This window comes from Mesorhizobium sp. J428, assembly GCF_024699925.1.
Classification (GTDB): domain Bacteria; phylum Pseudomonadota; class Alphaproteobacteria; order Rhizobiales; family Rhizobiaceae; genus Mesorhizobium_A.
The window spans coordinates 4871383-4889306 of sequence record NZ_JAJOMX010000001.1; the positions used below are offsets into that span (position 1 = coordinate 4871383).

Annotated in this window: 18 protein-coding genes and 1 pseudogene; 16 read left to right on the top strand and 3 right to left on the bottom strand. The window is 65.4% G+C overall.

Features of this window, described 5'->3' with window-relative positions; all coding sequences use genetic code 11:
• Nucleotides 1-139 precede the first annotated feature (139 nt).
• Both LRS09_RS24515 and LRS09_RS24520 read left to right on the top strand, forming a co-directional pair.
• The gene (locus LRS09_RS24515) at nucleotides 140-1327 is read left to right on the top strand and encodes an acyl-CoA dehydrogenase family protein (protein WP_257809634.1); all 1188 of its coding nucleotides are present in this window, start codon (nucleotides 140-142) and stop codon (nucleotides 1325-1327) included.
• Between the two features lie 4 nt (nucleotides 1328-1331).
• Complete coding sequence (locus LRS09_RS24520) at nucleotides 1332-2348, top strand: acyl-CoA dehydrogenase family protein (RefSeq protein WP_257809635.1); 1017 nt, start codon at nucleotides 1332-1334, stop codon at nucleotides 2346-2348.
• 78 nt (nucleotides 2349-2426) lie between these two features.
• Here LRS09_RS24520 and LRS09_RS24525 read toward each other — a convergent pair whose 3' ends face one another.
• The 3 genes from LRS09_RS24525 to LRS09_RS24535 form a co-directional block, all read right to left on the bottom strand.
• Nucleotides 2427-3221, bottom strand: coding sequence for an enoyl-CoA hydratase/isomerase family protein (locus LRS09_RS24525; RefSeq protein WP_257809636.1), 795 nt, complete (start codon nucleotides 3219-3221; stop codon nucleotides 2427-2429).
• 42 nt (nucleotides 3222-3263) lie between these two features.
• Complete coding sequence (locus LRS09_RS24530) at nucleotides 3264-4067, bottom strand: glucose 1-dehydrogenase (RefSeq protein WP_257809637.1); 804 nt, start codon at nucleotides 4065-4067, stop codon at nucleotides 3264-3266.
• A gap of 62 nt (nucleotides 4068-4129) precedes the next feature.
• Complete coding sequence (locus LRS09_RS24535; RefSeq protein WP_257809639.1) at nucleotides 4130-4930, bottom strand: enoyl-CoA hydratase/isomerase family protein; 801 nt, start codon at nucleotides 4928-4930, stop codon at nucleotides 4130-4132.
• Between the two features lie 258 nt (nucleotides 4931-5188).
• On the opposite strand from LRS09_RS24535, the gene LRS09_RS24540 reads away from it, so the two are divergent.
• The 14 genes and pseudogenes from LRS09_RS24540 (at nucleotide 5189) to LRS09_RS24605 (ending at nucleotide 17862) form a co-directional block, all read left to right on the top strand.
• Complete coding sequence (locus LRS09_RS24540) at nucleotides 5189-5818, top strand: TetR/AcrR family transcriptional regulator (RefSeq protein ID WP_257809641.1); 630 nt, start codon at nucleotides 5189-5191, stop codon at nucleotides 5816-5818.
• A 27-nt stretch (nucleotides 5819-5845) separates the two neighbouring features.
• On the top strand, nucleotides 5846-6547 hold the full coding sequence (locus tag LRS09_RS24545) for an SDR family oxidoreductase (RefSeq protein ID WP_257809643.1): 702 nt from the start codon (nucleotides 5846-5848) through the stop codon (nucleotides 6545-6547).
• Nucleotides 6548-6638: 91 nt separating this feature from the next.
• Nucleotides 6639-7856 (top strand): acyl-CoA dehydrogenase family protein, encoded by a 1218-nt coding sequence (locus tag LRS09_RS24550; protein ID WP_257809644.1) that lies wholly within the window; start codon nucleotides 6639-6641, stop codon nucleotides 7854-7856.
• A 16-nt stretch (nucleotides 7857-7872) separates the two neighbouring features.
• A complete protein-coding gene (locus LRS09_RS24555; RefSeq protein WP_257809645.1) occupies nucleotides 7873-9081 on the top strand; it encodes a phosphotransferase family protein in 1209 nt (402 codons plus the stop codon).
• A pseudogene (locus LRS09_RS24560) lies at nucleotides 8988-10131 on the top strand (acetyl-CoA C-acyltransferase). Before LRS09_RS24555 ends, LRS09_RS24560 begins: the two are co-directional and overlap by 94 nt.
• 14 nt (nucleotides 10132-10145) lie before the next feature.
• Nucleotides 10146-11762 carry a class I adenylate-forming enzyme family protein gene (locus LRS09_RS24565; RefSeq protein WP_257809646.1) on the top strand — a complete coding sequence of 539 codons (1617 nt, stop codon included), beginning with the start codon at nucleotides 10146-10148 and terminating at the stop codon, nucleotides 11760-11762.
• A 3-nt stretch (nucleotides 11763-11765) separates the two neighbouring features.
• On the top strand, nucleotides 11766-12779 hold the full coding sequence (locus LRS09_RS24570) for an NADP-dependent oxidoreductase (RefSeq protein WP_257809647.1): 1014 nt from the start codon (nucleotides 11766-11768) through the stop codon (nucleotides 12777-12779).
• 739 nt (nucleotides 12780-13518) lie between these two features.
• Entirely contained in the window at nucleotides 13519-14733 is a 1215-nt protein-coding gene (locus tag LRS09_RS24575) for a site-specific integrase (protein ID WP_257809648.1), read from the top strand.
• A 251-nt stretch (nucleotides 14734-14984) separates the two neighbouring features.
• Entirely contained in the window at nucleotides 14985-15194 is a 210-nt protein-coding gene (locus tag LRS09_RS24580) for a helix-turn-helix domain-containing protein (protein WP_257809649.1), read from the top strand.
• The gene (locus LRS09_RS24585) at nucleotides 15191-15460 is read left to right on the top strand and encodes a hypothetical protein (protein ID WP_257809650.1); all 270 of its coding nucleotides are present in this window, start codon (nucleotides 15191-15193) and stop codon (nucleotides 15458-15460) included. Before LRS09_RS24580 ends, LRS09_RS24585 begins: the two co-directional genes overlap by 4 nt.
• Nucleotides 15461-15751: 291 nt before the next feature.
• Nucleotides 15752-15877 (top strand): hypothetical protein, encoded by a 126-nt coding sequence (locus LRS09_RS24590; RefSeq protein WP_257809651.1) that lies wholly within the window; start codon nucleotides 15752-15754, stop codon nucleotides 15875-15877.
• A gap of 9 nt (nucleotides 15878-15886) precedes the next feature.
• Complete coding sequence (locus LRS09_RS24595) at nucleotides 15887-16306, top strand: hypothetical protein (RefSeq protein WP_257809652.1); 420 nt, start codon at nucleotides 15887-15889, stop codon at nucleotides 16304-16306.
• Nucleotides 16303-16983, top strand: a complete 681-nt coding sequence (locus LRS09_RS24600) for a hypothetical protein (RefSeq protein ID WP_257809653.1) — start codon at nucleotides 16303-16305, stop codon at nucleotides 16981-16983. The genes LRS09_RS24595 and LRS09_RS24600 overlap by 4 nt, the downstream gene beginning before the upstream one ends.
• A gap of 297 nt (nucleotides 16984-17280) precedes the next feature.
• Nucleotides 17281-17862: a hypothetical protein gene (locus LRS09_RS24605; protein WP_257809654.1), complete on the top strand. Its 582-nt coding sequence runs from the start codon at nucleotides 17281-17283 to the stop codon at nucleotides 17860-17862.
• Nucleotides 17863-17924 lie beyond the last annotated feature (62 nt).

Genomic DNA, 17924 nt, shown 5'->3' on the forward strand with positions numbered 1-17924 from the left:
CCCACGGTCTCTTTGCGCCTTTGCCGCCGCCGTGTCGAATACTCTTAAGGACAAATCTGTCGCTCGTAAAGATAATGCAACCGACTGGACGGTTGAATATTATTCGGATAGGATCGAGGCGCTGCGACGGGAGGACGGAGTGCGTTTTCCACTGACCAAAGATGAAGAGGCGTTCCGCGCGAGCGTGCGCGATTTCTGCGCGCGGGCCTTGCCCCGTCCGCTCAAGGAAAGGGTCGAGGCGGGCGTCGATCTCGACCGCGCCGACTATGTCGGCTGGCAGCAGACACTCGCGGCGGGCGGGTTGCTGTGCGGTGCCTGGCCGAAATCCTATGGCGGCAAGGGCTGGAGCGCGCTCCAGTCCTATCTCTTTGACGAGGAATGCTCGCTGGCCGGAGCGCCCTGGCTGCTCCCCTTCGGCGTCAACTATCTCGGCCCGGTGCTGTGCGAATTCGGCAATGAGGAGCAGAAGCGGCGCTACCTTCCCGGTATCCTCGACGCCAGCACCTTCTGGTGCCAGGGCTATTCCGAACCCGATGCGGGCTCCGATCTCGCCTCCCTGAAGACCCGCGCGGTGCGCGACGGCGACCACTATGTCGTCAACGGGCGCAAGATCTGGACGACGATGGCGCATTGGGCCGACCGTATCTTCTGCCTCGTGCGCACGCGGGCCGACGGCAAGCCGCAGGCGGGTATCTCCTTCCTGCTGATCGACATGAAGGCGCCGGGCGTCATCGTGCGGCCGGTCGTGTCGATGGAGGGACGCCATCACCTGAACGAAGTCATTTTCGAGGAGGTGCGCGTGCCTGTCGCGGACCGCGTCGGCGAGGAGAATGCCGGCTGGACGATCGCGAAATTCCTGCTCGGCAACGAGCGGTTGCTGGTGGCCGAGATCGGCAAGCAGAAACGCACGCTGCGGCTGATCCGCGAGGGGCTCGACCATCTGCGCGACGGCGGTGCGCCGCTCTCCGGCAGGACCTGGGTGAGCGAGCGGCTGGCCGAACTCGACGCGCGGCTGATGGCGCTGGAGTGGACGGCGCTGCGCATCGTGCGCACCGCCGACAGTGGCGGCCCGACGCCGGCCTCCGTCAGCATGCTGAAGATACGCGGCTCCGAACTGGAACAGGCATTGACCGAATTTGCGATGGATGTGCTGGGCCCCGCCGGACTGCGCTACGACCCGCATATGAAGGCGGGCGACGCCGACCCGGCGGAGGTGAGACGCAACGGAGTGGTCGCGCGGCTGCTCGCGGCACGGGCGGCTACCATCTATGGCGGCTCCAACGAGGTCCAGCGCGGCATCATCGGCCGCAGCCTGCTGGGAGTATGACGACGTGCAGGGTCTGATCTCGAGCGAACAAGACATTTTCGGCGGCTCGGTCAAGCGCTTCGCCGAGCAGGAATATGGTGTCGGCCTGTCACCGCACCGGCTGGCATTCGACCGTGCGCGGCTGCGCCGGCTGGGCGATCTCGGTGTCCTGTCGCTCGCCATTCCGGAGGAGATGGGAGGCATCGGAGGAGCGGTCGAAGCGATGGTCGCTCTGGCGGCGCTGGCTCCGGCGCTCCCGCCCGAACCGATCGTTGCAAGTTCGATCCACGCCGCAGCGCTCATCGCCGAAGCGGCTCCGTCCGATGTAGCGGCGCCCCTGCTGCAACGCATTGCCGAGGGACAGGCCGTCGCTGCCGTCGCGGACCTGGAAGCTGCGGCGCGCTACGATCGAGCGGCAATCACGGCGACGGCCGTCGCCAAAGACGGCTCCTACCTGCTGGACGGCGTCAAGCCGATGGTGCCGTTCGGGGCCGAGGCGGATCTGCTTGTCGTCAGCGCCAACGTCGGCGGCGACCCGGCCCTGTTTCTCGTCGATCCGAGGAGCGATGGGGTCACGCGAACATCCCGGCCGCGGATCGACGCCATGCCGGCGGCCGACATCGTGCTGTCGGGGTGCGCAGTGCCCTCGGCGTCGCGTCTGGAGCACGCTCCCGTGCTCCCCGCGCTGGAACGCGCCGCCGACCTCGCCACGGCGGCGCAGATTGCCGAGATGGTTGGCCTGATGGATGCCCTGATCGCCGCGACCGTCGACTACGCTCATGCCCGTAAGCAGTTCGGCGTGGCGATCGGCAGCTTCCAGGCGATCCAGCATCGTATTGCCGATATGTGGATCGCCTGCGAGGAGGCGCGCTCGCTGGCAGCTGCGGCCGCGTTGGCCTGCGCTTCAGGCGAAACCGGGCGCGCGCGCACGGTGTCGGCGGCCATGATCACTGCCTGCGACGCGGCGCATCGGGTCGGCAACGAAGCGATCCAGATTCACGGCGGCATCGGCATGACCGACGAGTTGGTCGTGAGCCATTGAGTACCGGCGCCTGTGGGCGCTGCGCCAGGAGGGCGGCGACCGCCACTGGCACCTCGAGCGACTGGCGAACTGGAGAATCTATCTGCGATCGAAGGCAGGGCGCCGCCCTTCGCGGAAGGCGGCGACCGCTTCGCGATGGTCGGGCAGCATGCTGGAGGCGACCTCATAGCCGAGTGAAGCGTCGAGGACGGAATCGGCGAGCTGCCTGAGACCGATGTTGACCGACATTTTCGTCCAGCGGATCGCGTGCTGCGCGCCACGGAGAAGCTTGTCGGCGAAGCGGGCCACTTCCTCGTCGAGCTTGTCGGCCGGCACGACGATGTTGACGAGGCCGATCGCCTCGGCGCGCTCGGCGCCGATCAGGTCGCCGGTCATGAGAAACTGCTTGGCGCGGGAATAGCCGACGAGTTGCGGCCAGATCACGGCGCCGCCGTCGCCGGCCACCAGCCCGACGCGGACGTGCGGGTCGCCGATGCGTGCGTTCCTGTCGGCGATCACCACGTCGCAGAACAGGGCAAGGGTCGCACCGAGGCCGATCGCGTCGCCGTTCATCCGGCAGATGACCGGCTTGTCGAGATCGAGCAGCGAATGGATGATCCGCCGGCCCTCGATGCCGATGCCGGCCATGCCGCCCGGCGCGTCGAGCAGTGTCTGCATCCAGTTGATGTCGCCCCCGGCGCAGAAGGCCGTGCCGGCGCCGGTCAGCACCACGACATCGGTCTCGTCGTCCTGGCCGGCATCGATGAAAATGGTCGACAACTCGGCATGCATCCTGGCGGTGACTGCGTTGAGCGCTGCGGGATTGCTCAGTGTCAGGGTCAGCTTGCGCCCTTCGCGGCCCACCTCGATGGCCTCGTATCGGTCGTAGTTCATGATCCCTCCCGGTCATGTTCCGCCGGCGGGTGGCCGACCTGTTCAGGTGAGTGTCAGGCCGCCGTCGATGACGAGCGTCTGGCCGGTCACGTAGCTCGCGCCATCCGAGGCCAGGAAGGCCACCGCGGCGGCGAGCTCGTTCGGATCGCCCAGCCGCTTCATCGGAATGTCGGCGCGCATCTGCTCCACGATGTCGTCCGGCACGGTCAGCGTCAGGCCCGAGCGCATCTGGCCCGGCGCGATGGCGTTAACGCGTATGCCGCGGTGCGCCCACTGCGCGGCGAGGTCCCGCGTCAGGTGGATGAGCGCCGCCTTTGTCGTGGTGTAGGGCACGATCTGGGCCCGCTCGGGCGTGAATGAGGTCAGTCCCCCGGTCGAGGCGACAAAGATGATCGCGCCCTTGCCATGCTTAATCATCAGCCTGGCGGCCTCGCGCGCGGCGATGAAGGCGCCGGTCAGGTTCACGTCGACGATCTTGTTCCAGCCGGAAAGCGGAATGTCCTCGGGTGCGCCGGACCAGGATGCGCCGGCATTGTTGATCAGGATGTCCAGCCGTCCGAAGCGTTCCTGCACGGAAGCGACCGCGGCCTTGACCTGCGCCTCGTCGGAGATGTCGCAGGCGAGCGCGACGGTCTCTACTCCGAACGTCGCCGCGATGTCGTCCGCCAAAGCCTGGCACTGGTTCAGTTTGCGGGCCGCCAGGACGATGCTGGCACCGTGGTCCGCAAGCGCCGCCGCCATCGCGCGGGCAAGTTCTCCATGCCCGCCAAGGATGAGCGCCGTGCGCCCCTTCAGCGAGGCGAGGCCCGTCAGAAAGCCGGGCCCGAATTCATCACCGTCCGCCATTGCCGTTCCTCGAAAAAGCGGCCCCGCGCAGCTATGGCGCGGGGCCTACGGGAGGAAGGGTTCTACCTGCCGACCCAAGTCGGCTGGCGCTTCTCCAGGAACGCGCTCACGCCTTCCTTGGCGTCGGCCGACTGGTGGACGACGTTGCAGGTCATGGTCTCGAGCGTGATCAGGGATTCCGTGTCGGCGTCGAGGCCGCGGTTGATCGCTTCCTTGGTCATCCACATGCAGAACGGGCTCTTGTCGATCAGCGGTTCGCAGAACTTCTCGATCAGCGCGTCGAACTGATCCGGTTCCGAAACATCGTTGACCAAGCCCCATTCCATCGCCTCGGTTCCACTGAGCAGCTTGCCGGTCAGCATCAGCTCCTTGGACTTGCGCAGGCCGATATAGCGCGGCAGGCGGTAGATCGGGCCGGCGCCGCCGAACAGCGCACGGCGAATATGGAAATCGCCGATGCGCGCCGTGGTGGTTGCAAGTGCGAAATCGCAAGAGATCATGAGTTCGAATCCGCCGGCGACGGCGTAGCCCTCGACCGCGGCGATGGTCGGCTTCTTCATGTTGAAGAAGTGATTGTAAGTGCGGGCCGACTGCTGCGCCAGATCGAGCGAGTCGACCGTGGTGTGCAGGGCGGGGCCGACCAGCTGGCCCAGGTCGGCACCAGCGCAGAAGGTGTTGCCGCGTCCGCGGAAGACGACGACCCTGACGCTCTTGTCCGCTTCGGCCCGACGGCCGAACTCGCCCAGCAGGTCGAGCACGCGTGGGCTCACGCAATTCTTCACATGCGGGCGGTTGATCCAGATCGTGGCGACAGGACCTTTCACCTCATACTGGACGACATCCTCGGTAACAACCTGGTTCATTTTCCTCTCCTGTGCGTTCCTTGGCGCCTGCTTCGAGGGCCGAATGAGGCGGATTGATATGATCGACTGACTAGTCGGTCCATGAATGCCGACAAAGAGACTCGTTGTCAAGTGCACAGCACGGTAGTGATACGTGCGGAGACACGACCGGATTAATTCGACTTTCTGGACGGTTTATAATTTCCCTGTTATCTGTCGGGACGAAACGAAGGGAAGGCAGTGTCGGTGAACGATTCAAGCCAAGATCGGGACGGGACGATGATGACCGAAAAGCCGGCGCCGCGAAAACGTGGGCCCAAGGTCGACATCGAACTCACCCGCCAGAGGCGGAGCGACATCGTGCGCGAAGCAGCGCATCTTTTCGACCAGGTCGGCTATCACGGCGTCAACATGGAGATGATCGCGGAAGCGGCCGGCCTGAAGAAGCCGACACTCTACCACTATGTCACGGGCAAGGACGAGATCCTGTTCAACATGCAGGAGTCCATGATCGTGCGCATGCGCGAGAACATGGCCGAACGCGTGCGCGAGGGGCAGGACTGCCTGGCGATCCTGCGGGGCGTCTACGAGGACATATTCACCCAGATGCGGGACTCCCCGGGCACGGTGCGCTCGTTCTTCGAGCATCAGCGCGAAATGAGCGAGGAACAGCAGGCCAGGATCCGCAAGGAAAGGCAGGATTACACCGCGCTGGTGATGAAGGTCCTGTCCGATGGGATGGACGCCGGTGTGCTCGTTCGCGGCGATGTGCGGCTGACCGCCCTGTGCTTCTTCGGCATCTGCAACTGGGCTTACCAGTGGTATCGGCCGTCGCGGGATCCCGATCCGGAACTCGTGGCGAGGCAGTGCTTCGAGATCTTCGCGCGCGGCATCGCGGTGCAGCGCTAGCATGCTGCTCAAGGACAAGATCGGCTTGTGACGGGCGCCTCGGGCGCCCTGGGCAGCGCGATCGTGGCGGCGGTGCGGGAACAGGGTGGGACGCCGTTCGCAACCGATCTCAAACCGGACGGCTCGATCGACGCCGCGCACGACGTCACGTCCGAAGCCAGCTGGAGCGAGGTATGCGCTGAGATCGACAGGCGGCACGGCCGGCTCGACGGACTCGTCAACAATGCCGGCATCATTCATGTCGGCAATGTCGAGACGACGGACCTTGCCGCGTTCCGCAATGTGATGGCGGTCAATGTCGACGGCCTGTTTCTCGGCTGCAAGCTGACATGGCCGCTGTTGCGCAGGAGCGCCGCCGCGTCGATCGTCAATGTCAGCTCGACAGGCGGGCTGGTCGGAAGTGCCGACCACGTCGCCTACACGGCGTCGAAGGGTGCCGTCAGGATCCTGTCCAAATCGGTCGCCTTGCACGGAGCCCGCTTCGACCCGGTTATCCGGTGCAACTCGCTTCACCCCAGCCTGATGGCCGGCAACATGGCCGATACGATCGTGGCAGGCATCAGAAACCCGGCCTTGACGGCGGAGAGCGTCGCGGCGGCGCGCAACCCCATGCGCCGGCTGGCGCTGACGTCAGAAGTGGCGGGCGCGGCGGTCTTCCTTCTGTCTTCGCTGTCCGGTTTCGTCACCGGCAGCGAGCTCGTCAGCGACGGCGGACTGACGGCCATCTGACATAAATTATAAACAACCGACTAGACGGTTGCCTTTTTATTGCGTAGGAATCTCCCTGATCATTGGTTGCGATTAGGGGGAGGCCCAGTCGATGTTCGAGTTCTCCGAACGGTCCCTAGACCTGCAAAGGCGCGTCAAGGCGTTCATGGAAGAGCACGTCTATCCGGCCGAGAGCGTCTACAAGGCGCAGCAGGCGGAGCTCGCGGACCGCTGGGACAGTCCCGCCATCATGGACGAGCTCAAGCTGCGCGCGAAAGCAGAAGGGTTGTGGAACCTGTTCCTGCCGGAGAGCCACGACGGCGCCGGCCTGACCAACCTGGAATATGCGCCGCTGTGCGAGATCATGGGGCGCTCCTACATCGGCCCGGAGGTCTTCAACTGCTCGGCGCCGGACACCGGCAACATGGAAGTGCTGGAGCGCTACGGCACGGACGAGCACAAGGAGCTCTGGCTCAAGCCGCTGCTGGACGGCGAGATCCGTTCCGCCTTCTCGATGACCGAGCCCGCCGTCGCGTCTTCCGACGCCACGAACATCAGCCTTTCCTGCGTCCGCGACGGCGATCACTACGTGCTCAACGGGCGCAAGTGGTGGACGTCCGGCGCCGGAGACAACCGCACCAAGATCCTCATCGTGATGTGCAAGTCCAACCCGGACGCCGCGCGCCACCAGCAGCATTCCATGATCCTGGTGCCGAAGGACACTCCGGGCGTGCGCCTGGTCCGCTCGCTGAAGGTGTTCGGATACGAGCACATTCCCTGCGGCCATTTCGAGATCGAGTACAAGGACGTGCGGGTGCCTGTCGGGAACATGCTGCTCGGCGAGGGACGGGGCTTCGAGATCGCGCAGGGTCGTCTCGGCCCCGGCCGCATCCACCACTGCATGCGGATGATCGGCGTGGCCGAGCGAGGACTCGACTCAATGATCGCGCGCGCGCGCCAGCGCGTCGCCTTCGGCAAGCCGCTGGCGGACCAGGGAATGGTGCGCGAGGCGATCGGCCTGTCGCGCATCGAGATCGACCAGGCGCGCCTGCTCACGCTGCATGCGGCGAACATGATGGACAAGGTCGGCAATAAGGCCGCCCGCAGCGAGATCGCCCAGATCAAGGTCGCGGCGCCGAACATGGCCTTCCGCGTGCTCGACCGCGCGATACAGGTGCATGGCGCCGCCGGCGTCAGCGAGGATTTCGGCCTCGCTGATGCGTGGGCGTTTGCCCGCGCGGTCCGGCTGACCGACGGGCCGGACGAGGTGCATCTCGCCGCGATCGCCAAAATGGAACTCGGGCGCGACCTCCCGGCAAAGCCGTGGTGAACGGGCGGTACGCAAGATGAGTCTCGCCGACGAAACGACTCCAATCCGCAGCGGCCATGAGTTCGAGGTCGCACGCCTGCTCGACTACCTGGCGCCGCACATTCCCGGACACCAGGGCGAAGCGCGCGTCACACAGTTTCGCGGCGGCCAGTCCAATCCGACGTTTCTGATCCAGTCGGATGACCGCGTCTGGGTGCTGCGCAAGAAGCCGCCAGGCGTGCTGCTGCCGTCGGCGCACCAGGTCGAGCGCGAGTACCAGGTGATGAAGGCGCTGGCCGGAACGGACGTTCCCGTACCGCGCATGATCGTCCTGTGCGAGGACGCGTCCGTCATAGGCACACCCTTCTATGTGATGGAAGGCATCGAAGGCCGGGTGATCCGCGACCTGACGCTGCCCGGTCTGTCGCCGGGCCAACGCCGCGCCGTCTACGACGTCCAGGCCGAGACCCTGGCCAGACTGCACACGGTCGACTGGCGGGCCGTCGGCCTCGAGGGCTTCGGCAAACCGACCGGTTACGTCTCCCGCCAGGTCGCGCGCTGGACCAAGCAGTACGAGGTGACGCGGACCCACGAGATCGCCTCGATGGACAAGGTAATGCCTTGGCTCGCCCGCAACATCCCCGAAGGCGACGAGGCGGCGATCGCGCATGGCGACTTCCGGCTGGAGAACATGATCCTGCATCCAACCGAGCCCAAGGTGCTGGCGGTGCTTGACTGGGAACTGGCGACCATCGGCCATCCGCTGCCCGACCTGGCCTACAATTGCCTGCCGCGTACCGCGTCGATCCGGATTTCCCGGGCGTCGGCGGCCTGCGCGACCTGGACTATATGGCGACGGGCATCCCGAGCGAAGCCGACTATGTCGCCACCTATTGTGCCGCGGCCGGGCGCAAGGGCATCGACCATTGGCACTACTATCTGGCCTTCTCGCTGTTCCGCACGGCAGCCATCCTGCAGGGCGTCTACAGCAGGGCGCTTCAGGGGACCGCCTCGAACGCCAATGCGCTCGAGGTCGGCAAGCTCGCCGCGCAGGCGGCGGACATGGCCTGGGAACAGACCCGTCTCGACGGGCGCAACTAAGGGAATTGAATCATGCCGGCCGCCGTCATCGTATCCACCGCCCGCACTCCTATCGGCCGCGCCTATCGCGGCGCCTTCAACGCCACCTCAGCGCCCTCGCTTGCGGCGCATGCGATCGGCCATGCAATCCAACGCGCGGGAGTAGCGCCAGACGAGGTGGAGGACGTCGTCCTCGGCTGTGCGCAGCAGCAGGGGCACCAGCGGCTTCAACGTCGCCCGGCAGGCGTTGATCCGGGCGGGATGGCCGGTCCAGGTGGCCGGCACGACGGTAGACCGCCAGTGCGGGTCGGGGCTGCAGGCGATCGCAAACGCCGCGCGCGCCATTGCGCTCGACGGCGTTCCCATCGCGGTCGCCGGCGGCGTGGAATCGATCAGCCTGGTGCAGAACGAGCATTACAATCTGTTCCGCTGGAATGATGAGGACATCCTGCGCGACAAGCCCGCGCTCTACATGCAGATGATCGATACCGCCGAGACCGTCGCGGCGCGCTACGGGATCTCGCGCGAACGCCAGGATGCCTACAGCCTCGCCAGCCAAAAGCGCACGGCCGATGCGCAGGCGGCTGGCCGTTTCGACGCCGAGATTGTCCCGATGCAGGCGACGATGTCGGTTGCCGACAAGGCGACAGGAGCCGTGAGCCAGCGCGAGACCGTTCTGTCGAAGGATGAAGGCAACCGTCCGGACACCACGGCCGAGAGCCTTGCCGGGCTCAAGACGGTGCGCCAGGACGGCACCATCACGGCGGGCAATGCCAGCCAGCTGTCGGACGGCGCCAGCGCCTGCGTGCTGATGAGCGAGGCGGAGGCGGAGCGCCGCGGCCTCGAGCCGCTCGGCGTCTTCCGCGGTCTGGCAGTCGCCGGCTGCGAGCCGGACGAGATGGGCATCGGGCCGGTCTTCGCCGTGCCGCGCCTGCTCGAACGGCATGGCCTGACGATCGACGACATCGGCATCTGGGAGCTGAACGAGGCGTTTGCGGTACAGGTCCTCTACTGTCGCGACCGGCTTGGCATTCCCGACGAACTGCTCAATGTCGACGGCGGCGCGATCTCGATCGGCCATCCATACGGCATGAGCGGCGCCCGGATGGCGGGTCATGTGCTGATCGAAGGCAAGCGCCGCGGGGCGCGCTACGGCGTCGTCACCATGTGCATCGGCGGCGGAATGGGGGCTGCCGGTCTGTTCGAGATATTGTAGCGAGAGACGCAGCGATGACCACGCAGGCCGACACGACCGCACTCTCAGGCGAGCCCGACTGGTACGCGGAGGGCTCATGGCGTTCCGAACCATTGTGGGCGAGCTTTGTCTCCGCCGCGCAGGGGTCGGGCCGGGCCGCCACGGTACGGGAAGGCGATCATGTCCTGACGTTGCCCGAACTCCTGGCGCGTGCGCAGCGCATCGCCGGAGGCCTCGCTGCGGAAGGCGTCCGACCGGGTGCCGCCGTCATCGTCCAATCACGCAATTCGATCGACGCCTTTGCCTCGCTGCTGGCCTGCTATTCCCAGGGTTTCGTCTCGATCCCGCTGCCGCCGATGTTCTCGCCGGCGCAGATCTGCGCCGTGGCCGACAGCGCCGCGGCCGAGGCACTGATCCTGCTTGAGGACAACACCGGCCCGACGATCACGCATGTGCTCGCCAATTCGCCAACGGTGAAGGCGGCCTTCGTCGTGGACGCCGATAGCGCGGGCGATCATGCCAAAGTTCGGCCGTGGACCACCTGTCTCGCCGCTGCGCCCCTGGCCGCAAATCCGCCGTCGCCCGACGCGGACGCCATCGTCCTCTACTCCTCGGGCTCCACCGGGGCGCCCAAGGGCGTCGTCCACAGCGGCAATTCGCTGCGCTTCGCGGCCGAGGCATTGGCGAGGTTCCACAAGGTCGGCCCTTCGGACCGGGTGCTCGTCGCCCTGGAGTTCGGCTTCGTCGGCGGCACCGTGTTGGGCGCGATGCTCGCTTTCCTCGCCGGGGCTTCCACAGTGCTCATGCGCAAATGGGATGTCGAAACCTGCCTCTCCGTCATCGAGCGCGAACGCATCACCTACACGCTGCTGATGCCGACACACTGCTACGACGTGCTGATCCGGGACGACCTCGACAGCTTCGATCTCAGCTCGCTCGGCCGCGCGATACTGGCGGGCGCGACGGCAGAGCAACGGCGCAAGGCGGCAGGCCTGTTCTGCGGCGTGCCGCTGCCGATGTACGGCATGTCGGAATCGATGGGACATTGCACATGCGCACCCGGCGACGCCGACTCCGGCCTGTTCGGCTCGGACGGCCGCACGCTGCCGGGAACCGAGATGAGAGTGCTCGACGAACATGGCCGGCCGGTAGCGCCGGGCGAGGTCGGCAACGTCTTCCTGCGGGGCCCCAACCGCCTGCGGCGATATCAGGCGCGACCCGATCTCACGGCGCGCGCGATCGATCCGGAGGGCTGGTTCGCGACCGGCGACCGCGGCCGGCTCGACGAGGGCGGCTTCCTGACCTTCGTCGCCCGCGCGTCCGAGATGATCCGGCGCGGCGGCATCATGATCCAGCCGGCGGAGATCGAACTGGCGCTGGGCACGCATCCGGCGATCGCGGAGCTCTCGGTCATCGGCGTCCCGGACGACCGGCTGGGCGAGCGGGTCTGCGCCTGCGCGCGGCTGAAGCCCGGCCATGCGCTCGATCTCGAGGAAATCCGCGCGCATCTGCAGAGAGCCGGCCTGCCACGCTATCAGTGGCCGGAGTTCCTGCTGCTGTTCGAGGCTTTCCCGCGCACGCCGTCGCTAAAAGTGCGCCGCGCCGATCTGGCCGCCGAGGCGCGGTCCCGCCTTGTGGCCGAGAAAGACTGACCGATGACTCCCGCGGTCGTGCAACCTGCGACGCAGGTCAGGCTTGCCGCGAGGCCTCGAGGTCAGCCGAAGCTTGAGGATTTCGAGATCGCCACGGCCCCTGTCGCCATTCCGGGCGAGGGCGAGATCCTTGTGGAGACGACCTATCTTTCGCTCGATCCGGCACTGCGGCCTCGCATGAACGAGGTCTCGGCCTATGCCGGGGCCGTTCCGCTCAACGCCACGATCCCGTCCCCGGCCTTGGGTATCGTGCTGGAATCGCGCAGTCCGCTGCACCGGCCCGGCGACCATGTGTTCGGCATGTTCGGCTGGCAGAGCCATGCCACCGTGCAGGGTTCGGAGGCGCGGCGCATCGATCCGGAACGCGCGGCGCTGCCGCGGTGGCTGAGCCTGCTCGGTCTATCGTCCTTCACCGCCTATGTCGGCCTGGTCGAACTGGGTCGCCCCAGGCCAGGCGAGACAGTGGTGGTTTCGGCCGCGGCCGGCGCGACCGGGGCCGCGGTTGGCCAGATCGCAAAGATCCTGGGCGCCCGCGCGGTCGGCATAGCCGGCGGAGCCGCGAAATGTAGCGCCGTCGTCGATGCCTATGGTTTCGATGCATGCGTCGACTACAAGGCGGCGGATTTCCTGGAACAGCTCGATGCCGCATGTCCCGACGGGGTAGATGTCGACTTCGAGAATGTGGGCGGCGACATCCTGCGCGCCGTCTACGACCGCATGAATCCGGACGGGCGCGTGATCGTCTGCGGTCTGGTCTCGGAATACAGCCGCGACGACGGCTTCCTGCCCGGTCCGAGCCTCTGGCCCGCCGTCTACAAATCGCTGCGGATCGACGGCTTCCGGGCTTCCCGCTATTTCGACCGGATTCCGGAGTTCGTGGACAAGGCGCTGGAATGGTCGCAAGCCGGCCTGTTCACGCACCGCGAACATGTCACCGAGGGCATCGAGCACGCTCCCCAGGCCTTCATCGACATGTTGGCCGGCCGGCATTTCGGCAAGGCGATGGTCAAGATCTGAGTCATATATCTCACGGCTTGGAGAGTTCGCTGTGGCAAGAGCAAACGCAGGGGCGCGTGCGAGAAGAAGGGCAGCAAGGCAGCGAAGCCCTGCGGCTGCGTCCGGATGCCATAAACCCCATGGCGCACGGTGGGCCGCCCGCGGTCGAACTTCGTCTTCGACGTGACCATCCGCGAGGATCGACGATCCCAAGCAGCGTCTCACAACGGCCGAGCAGCTTTCGGGGAGCCAATGGTGAGCATAGAACGACCGAGATGGCGCCGGAAGCTGCCGTCGGACGCGCGACCGTGCGTAGGGAGCTTTGAGGCCTGAAGAAGGGGTTTGAGTAGCGTTATCAAGACGTTCAGGTCCTGAAAATCCCGCTCAAAGTAGCAACTCTGCGCCCAAGTTCTGCAACAGTGATGACCATGGGCTTACGGCATCCGCGAGATCCTGCGCGGTCGCCCCTTGCCATAAATACGTGACTCGAGTCGCAAGCAGCTAAAACGGGCGCGGCCCGCGGACGAGGTTCGAGCTGCTGAGAACATTGACGGGCACGGGTGAGGTTAGAACCCCAATGCAATCAGTGCCCGTTTCTGTCGGAAATGGCGGAGGGAGTGTCATTCACACTACTCTCCGCCATCGTCCGCGACCGCCCGAAAATGAACGGTATGCGCGCATTTCACGCGTTTTGCGATTGCCGGCGTCCGCCGCCGTTCGCTAACATCCCCACTTCGAAATGGGGATGGAAGTGGGGACAATGGCTCGCACTCTCTCGAAGCTTTCGGCAATTGCAGTTCGCGGGACGTTGAAATCCGGTCGCCACAGCGACGGCGGCGGGCTCTATCTCAACGTAGGACCGACCGGCGGGAAGAGTTGGCTTTTTATGTGGACGCCCCGCGGTGGGAAGCGGAGGGAGATGGGCCTTGGCGCCTATCCGACCGTGTCGCTAGCCGACGCTCGCGTGAGGGCTGACCAATGTCGGCGGCAAGTCGCTGAGGGAAGGGATCCGCTGACAGAGCGCGATCGGGGGAGCGCCAAGACCTTCGGTGACGCCGCCGACCAATTCATCGCTTCGATGGTGGCCGGCTGGCGCAACGAGAAGCATGCCGACCAGTGGCGGATGACATTGGGGGATACGTATTGTCGAGCGCTCCGGAGCAAAGCTGTCGCCGCGATCGACACGCAAGACGTGCTCGAGGTCCTCAACCCGATCTGGCAATCCAAAGCCGAGACGGCGGCTCGGCTTCGCGGTCGGATCGAGCGTGTTCTCGACTTCGCGCAGGTAAAAGGATGGCGATCGGGCGAGAATCCTGCGCGTTGGCGCGGACACCTTCGGAATGCCCTACCGGCCCGACAGAAGCTCGCCAGAGGCCATCACGCTGCAATGGCCTATACCGACGTGCCAGCCTTTGTGGCGCGCCTTCAGCGCGCCGACGCGATGGCGGCGCGTGGCCTAGAGTTCCTCATCCTGACGGCCGCGCGGTCAGGAGAGGTGCTAGGTGCGCGATTTGACGAGTTCGACCTGGCAGGCAGGGTGTGGACGGTTCCGGCCGCACGTATGAAGGCGGGGAAGGTTCACCGCGTCCCGCTGTCAGATCATGCCGTGACAATAGTCACCGCTTTGCTCGAGACGCGCGTCAGCGATTTCGTCTTTCCTGGGGAGCGACCGCAGAGGCCACTTTCCGTGATGGCGTTCGCGATGCTCATGCGGCGAATGAAAGTCGGCCATCTCACCCCGCACGGATTCCGGAGCGCCTTTCGCGATTGGTGTGGGGACGCGACCACGTTCCCCCGCGAGCTGGCGGAGGCGGCGCTAGCGCACAGAGTCGGGGATGACACTGAGGTCGCTTATCGACGGAGCGACGCACTCGCGCGCCGGCGGAAGTTGATGGACGCGTGGGCGAGGTATCTTGCGAGGTCGACGGCCGCCAAAGTCATCGATTTTCCGCAGCCCGCCGTAGCGGGCCGTTGACAGTCGGGACGGTTTGTCCCTATTTTGTTCTCCGATGACTGCCCTAGGTGAAGCGCGCGGGCGCCCCTCCCGACAGGTTGTTCTGTAGATAATCGGACGGATGTCACCACGACCCAAATAGCGCTTTGCATGGCGCGAACAGGAAGGGTGATCAAGAGCACCGGCCGCGACCAAGGCTCCTCTTTCTTCGGAAGGCGGGGCCCTGGTCGCGGCCGTTTTCGTTTGCCTCGAGCGCTGAAAGGAGTTGCGTTGTGAGCGAGGTTGGAAAGCAGGGGGCGGTCGAAAAGGCCGCCTACACGATTGACGAATTCTGCGTCGCCTTCGGCGTTGGGAAGACCTTGGCCTATGAGGAGATCGCGGATCGCCGACTGAAGGTGCGCAAGGCAGGCAGGCGGACGCTCATCCGTGCCGTTGATGCGCATGCCTGGTTGGACGCCCTTCCGGAAGGAAGCGTAGCATGAAGGCGATCGATCCGTTACAGGGAGGCCTGGTCGACGCTCACCCTGAATGGTCAAATTGGCGTCGAGGAGATCCCCTCCCACATGGATTCCGTTTCGACGGTACCGGCGGCGAATACACAGTCTTGCCCGAAGTGATCGGCGTGAGCCTGTTCGCCGTTCTCAGGTGCGACGATCGTGAGCTGGGCCGATTCGCTACACCAGCGGCCGCGAGTGCCGACCTGCCAGCGGATGTCCCGAAGGATTTGAACAATTGGCGGTGGGCATGAAACCTGTCACCCCCGCGAAGTTCGACGCATTTGCAAAGGCGAAGCCCCGCCAGCGGATCATCTTCACATTGCTGGCGGTCGGCGCCGCAGGCGCTGAAAGCCGGTCGCTTCCCGCCGATAAAAGGCGAGCATCTCAGACCCCACGGCCCTGATCGAGACAACTGGCGACACACTGAACCTGGAGGCAAAGAGGTCCGCCGCCACGCATGGCATTCCTTTCTGGAAGGGACTGGCGACGATCTGGTTCCAGAAATCGAAGAAGCAACCGGCGGCGGCGAGGGAGGCCGCACAATGAGGTGGGATCGCATCAAGCAACAGAACGCGATGAGCCGCAACGGCTATGAGCCTGCGGCGGGGCCCTTGGCCAAGGATGCGCTGCCGCGCGACGCCGACCGGTTGCTCGGCTACAACATTTGAGTCCGCCTGTTGAACCGCCGCAAGCCCAACATTCACCGTTTCCTGGAGGGGCACGGTATCCGCTGCCTGCCGACCCGCCAGGCGACGGAGCCGCGCCCGCGCAACGTCATCTACGGCGGGCGCCTCGTCGGCCGCATGATCCGCCGGCAGGGCGAGCAACACACCGGCAGGGTCATCGCCGCCGTCATCGCCTCAAATCCCTCTGCGCTCTACGGTGACGTCCTGTTCGCGGTGTCGCTGTTCATCACGGCGCACCGGCCCGATGCACAGGTCGCCGATCTACGAAGGGAGTTCGCGGCGATCGACGTCTTGGCGCTACGCGCAGCCGCCCAGCATCTCGCGCATGGCCGCGGCGGGGTGATCGCCGCCCGCGCCCGCGCCCTCGCTCTCCTGATCGCCTCCACCCTGCTCACGAAAGAAGCCGCATGACCTGGACACCCGATATCGTCATGGTTCGCCTGATCGAAGCCTACATGATTGTGGAGCGGCTACCTGCTGCCCAGCGCCCACCGACCACGTCGGCTTCGGCCTGGCCGAACGCCCGCATGTTCGACAGCGAGGGCCGGGCGTTCGAGTTCGAGCGCGTCGACCTCACAACCAACGGCGGCGAGGCTATGCGGCAAATCAAGGAAGCCCGCCGAGAGGATATCGAACGCGCCGCGCGCAAGCGTGTCCCTGCGGTTGCGATCTCGCTCGCCACCGAGGCTCTGCGCTGGCCGATCGACATGATCGAAGATCCTCGGAAGCGGCAATGCCTTATCGCCTACGCCACCTGTCGAGCCCGAAACGTCGCCTGGACGAAGTGGCTGCAGGCCAGAAATCGGCGCGCGGAGAAGGAAAATGCATGGCTCAGACTGAAAACCTACCGCTGGAATGAGCAATCATGTCAACGGATTACGGACAATCTTCTCAAGGCCGACGTGGTGTTGAGGCTGCCGTGGGATTGCTCGATGATACAGCTTGAGCCAAAAAGGCAGGGCGAAACAGATAAGCTGGCTTCGCACGTGTGGATGGCTTCGGACGCAAAACCTCAGCGCCTCATGCCCGAGACGCCAGAGCCTTCTATCCCGACCCCACACGACAATCAAACCGCACGGGCGGCGTAGGGTTACAGAGCCGAGGCAGGCTTAGGTAGGCTGGTCCGCGACTACCTTGGCATCATGCACGAGCCGAGGGATGCCACTGCGTTTTGAAGGCGTCGCCGCTCGTGTCGAGGTCCCTTGCCTCGGAAAGAACGAACCGCTCGACCGAAAGGATGTGCATCTTTCGCAGTGTGGCGTGCCCGCCCTCGATGTCCTGGTAGGCGCGAAGCTTCAGGCCGATGCCTTCGGCCCCAGGCCAGCCAAGCCAGCTTGGCCGCGATGGAACGAATCCGCAGACAATCGAAAGGTGCTCCCGTGACGATGACGGCGCGCGTTGTCTCGAACCTCGACAAGTTCACCAAGGCGCTGATGCATGTCCAGAACGAATTGGACTTTGCGCAGGCCGTGGCGCTGACGTTTACGGCGAAGGACTGTCAGGCGGCAGGCAATGCGTCGATGACAGCGCGCCTCGATCGACCGGTGAAGTTCACCCAGATTGCGATGGCGATCAGGCCAGCGACGAAGGGCAGCCTCAAGGCCACTGTGTTCGCCAAGGATATCCAGGCCGAATACCTCCGCTACCAGGAGACAGGTGGCGAGCGGCGGCCGAAACGGCGGGCGATCCTCGTGCCGGTGAAGGGCTCCCGCAATCAGGCCGGCAACATGCCGCGAGGCTATGTCGCCGGGCTGCTTGGACGAAGCGATGTCTTCTCGGGGCGGGTAGGTCGGGCCGAAGGGCTGTTCCAGCGGCTGAAGAACGGCAAGCTGAAACTCCTCGTCGCTTACGAGCCCGACGTTGACTACGACAAGCGTCTCGGCATGCGAGAAACGGTCATCGCGACCGCACATCGGCAGTTCCCCCGCCGCTACGCTGCCGAACTCGACAAACTCTTCCGCAGCTAGGCCTGCAACCCCCCGGGTCCTTCCAGGGGACCCCAAAGCCCGCGGGTAATTCGCGCCGCGGT

Bases quoted from the DNA above. Each gene is read 5' to 3' on its own strand.
- LRS09_RS24525 (WP_257809636.1), bottom strand. From the start codon at position 3,221: ATGAACTACGACCGATACGAGGCCATCGAGGTGGGCCGCGAAGGGCGC.
- LRS09_RS24530 (WP_257809637.1), bottom strand. From the start codon at position 4,067: ATGGCGGACGGTGATGAATTCGGGCCCGGCTTTCTGACGGGCCTCGCC.
- LRS09_RS24585 (WP_257809650.1), top strand. From the start codon at position 15,191: ATGAAGGCGATCGATCCGTTACAGGGAGGCCTGGTCGACGCTCACCCT.
- LRS09_RS24550 (WP_257809644.1), top strand. From the start codon at position 6,639: ATGTTCGAGTTCTCCGAACGGTCCCTAGACCTGCAAAGGCGCGTCAAG.
- LRS09_RS24565 (WP_257809646.1), top strand. From the start codon at position 10,146: ATGACCACGCAGGCCGACACGACCGCACTCTCAGGCGAGCCCGACTGG.
- LRS09_RS24575 (WP_257809648.1), top strand. From the start codon at position 13,519: ATGGCTCGCACTCTCTCGAAGCTTTCGGCAATTGCAGTTCGCGGGACG.
- LRS09_RS24600 (WP_257809653.1), top strand. From the start codon at position 16,303: ATGACCTGGACACCCGATATCGTCATGGTTCGCCTGATCGAAGCCTAC.
- LRS09_RS24605 (WP_257809654.1), top strand. From the start codon at position 17,281: ATGACGGCGCGCGTTGTCTCGAACCTCGACAAGTTCACCAAGGCGCTG.
- LRS09_RS24590 (WP_257809651.1), top strand. From the start codon at position 15,752: ATGAGGTGGGATCGCATCAAGCAACAGAACGCGATGAGCCGCAACGGC.
- LRS09_RS24540 (WP_257809641.1), top strand. From the start codon at position 5,189: ATGATGACCGAAAAGCCGGCGCCGCGAAAACGTGGGCCCAAGGTCGAC.
- LRS09_RS24555 (WP_257809645.1), top strand. From the start codon at position 7,873: ATGAGTCTCGCCGACGAAACGACTCCAATCCGCAGCGGCCATGAGTTC.
- LRS09_RS24535 (WP_257809639.1), bottom strand. From the start codon at position 4,930: ATGAACCAGGTTGTTACCGAGGATGTCGTCCAGTATGAGGTGAAAGGT.
- LRS09_RS24570 (WP_257809647.1), top strand. From the start codon at position 11,766: ATGACTCCCGCGGTCGTGCAACCTGCGACGCAGGTCAGGCTTGCCGCG.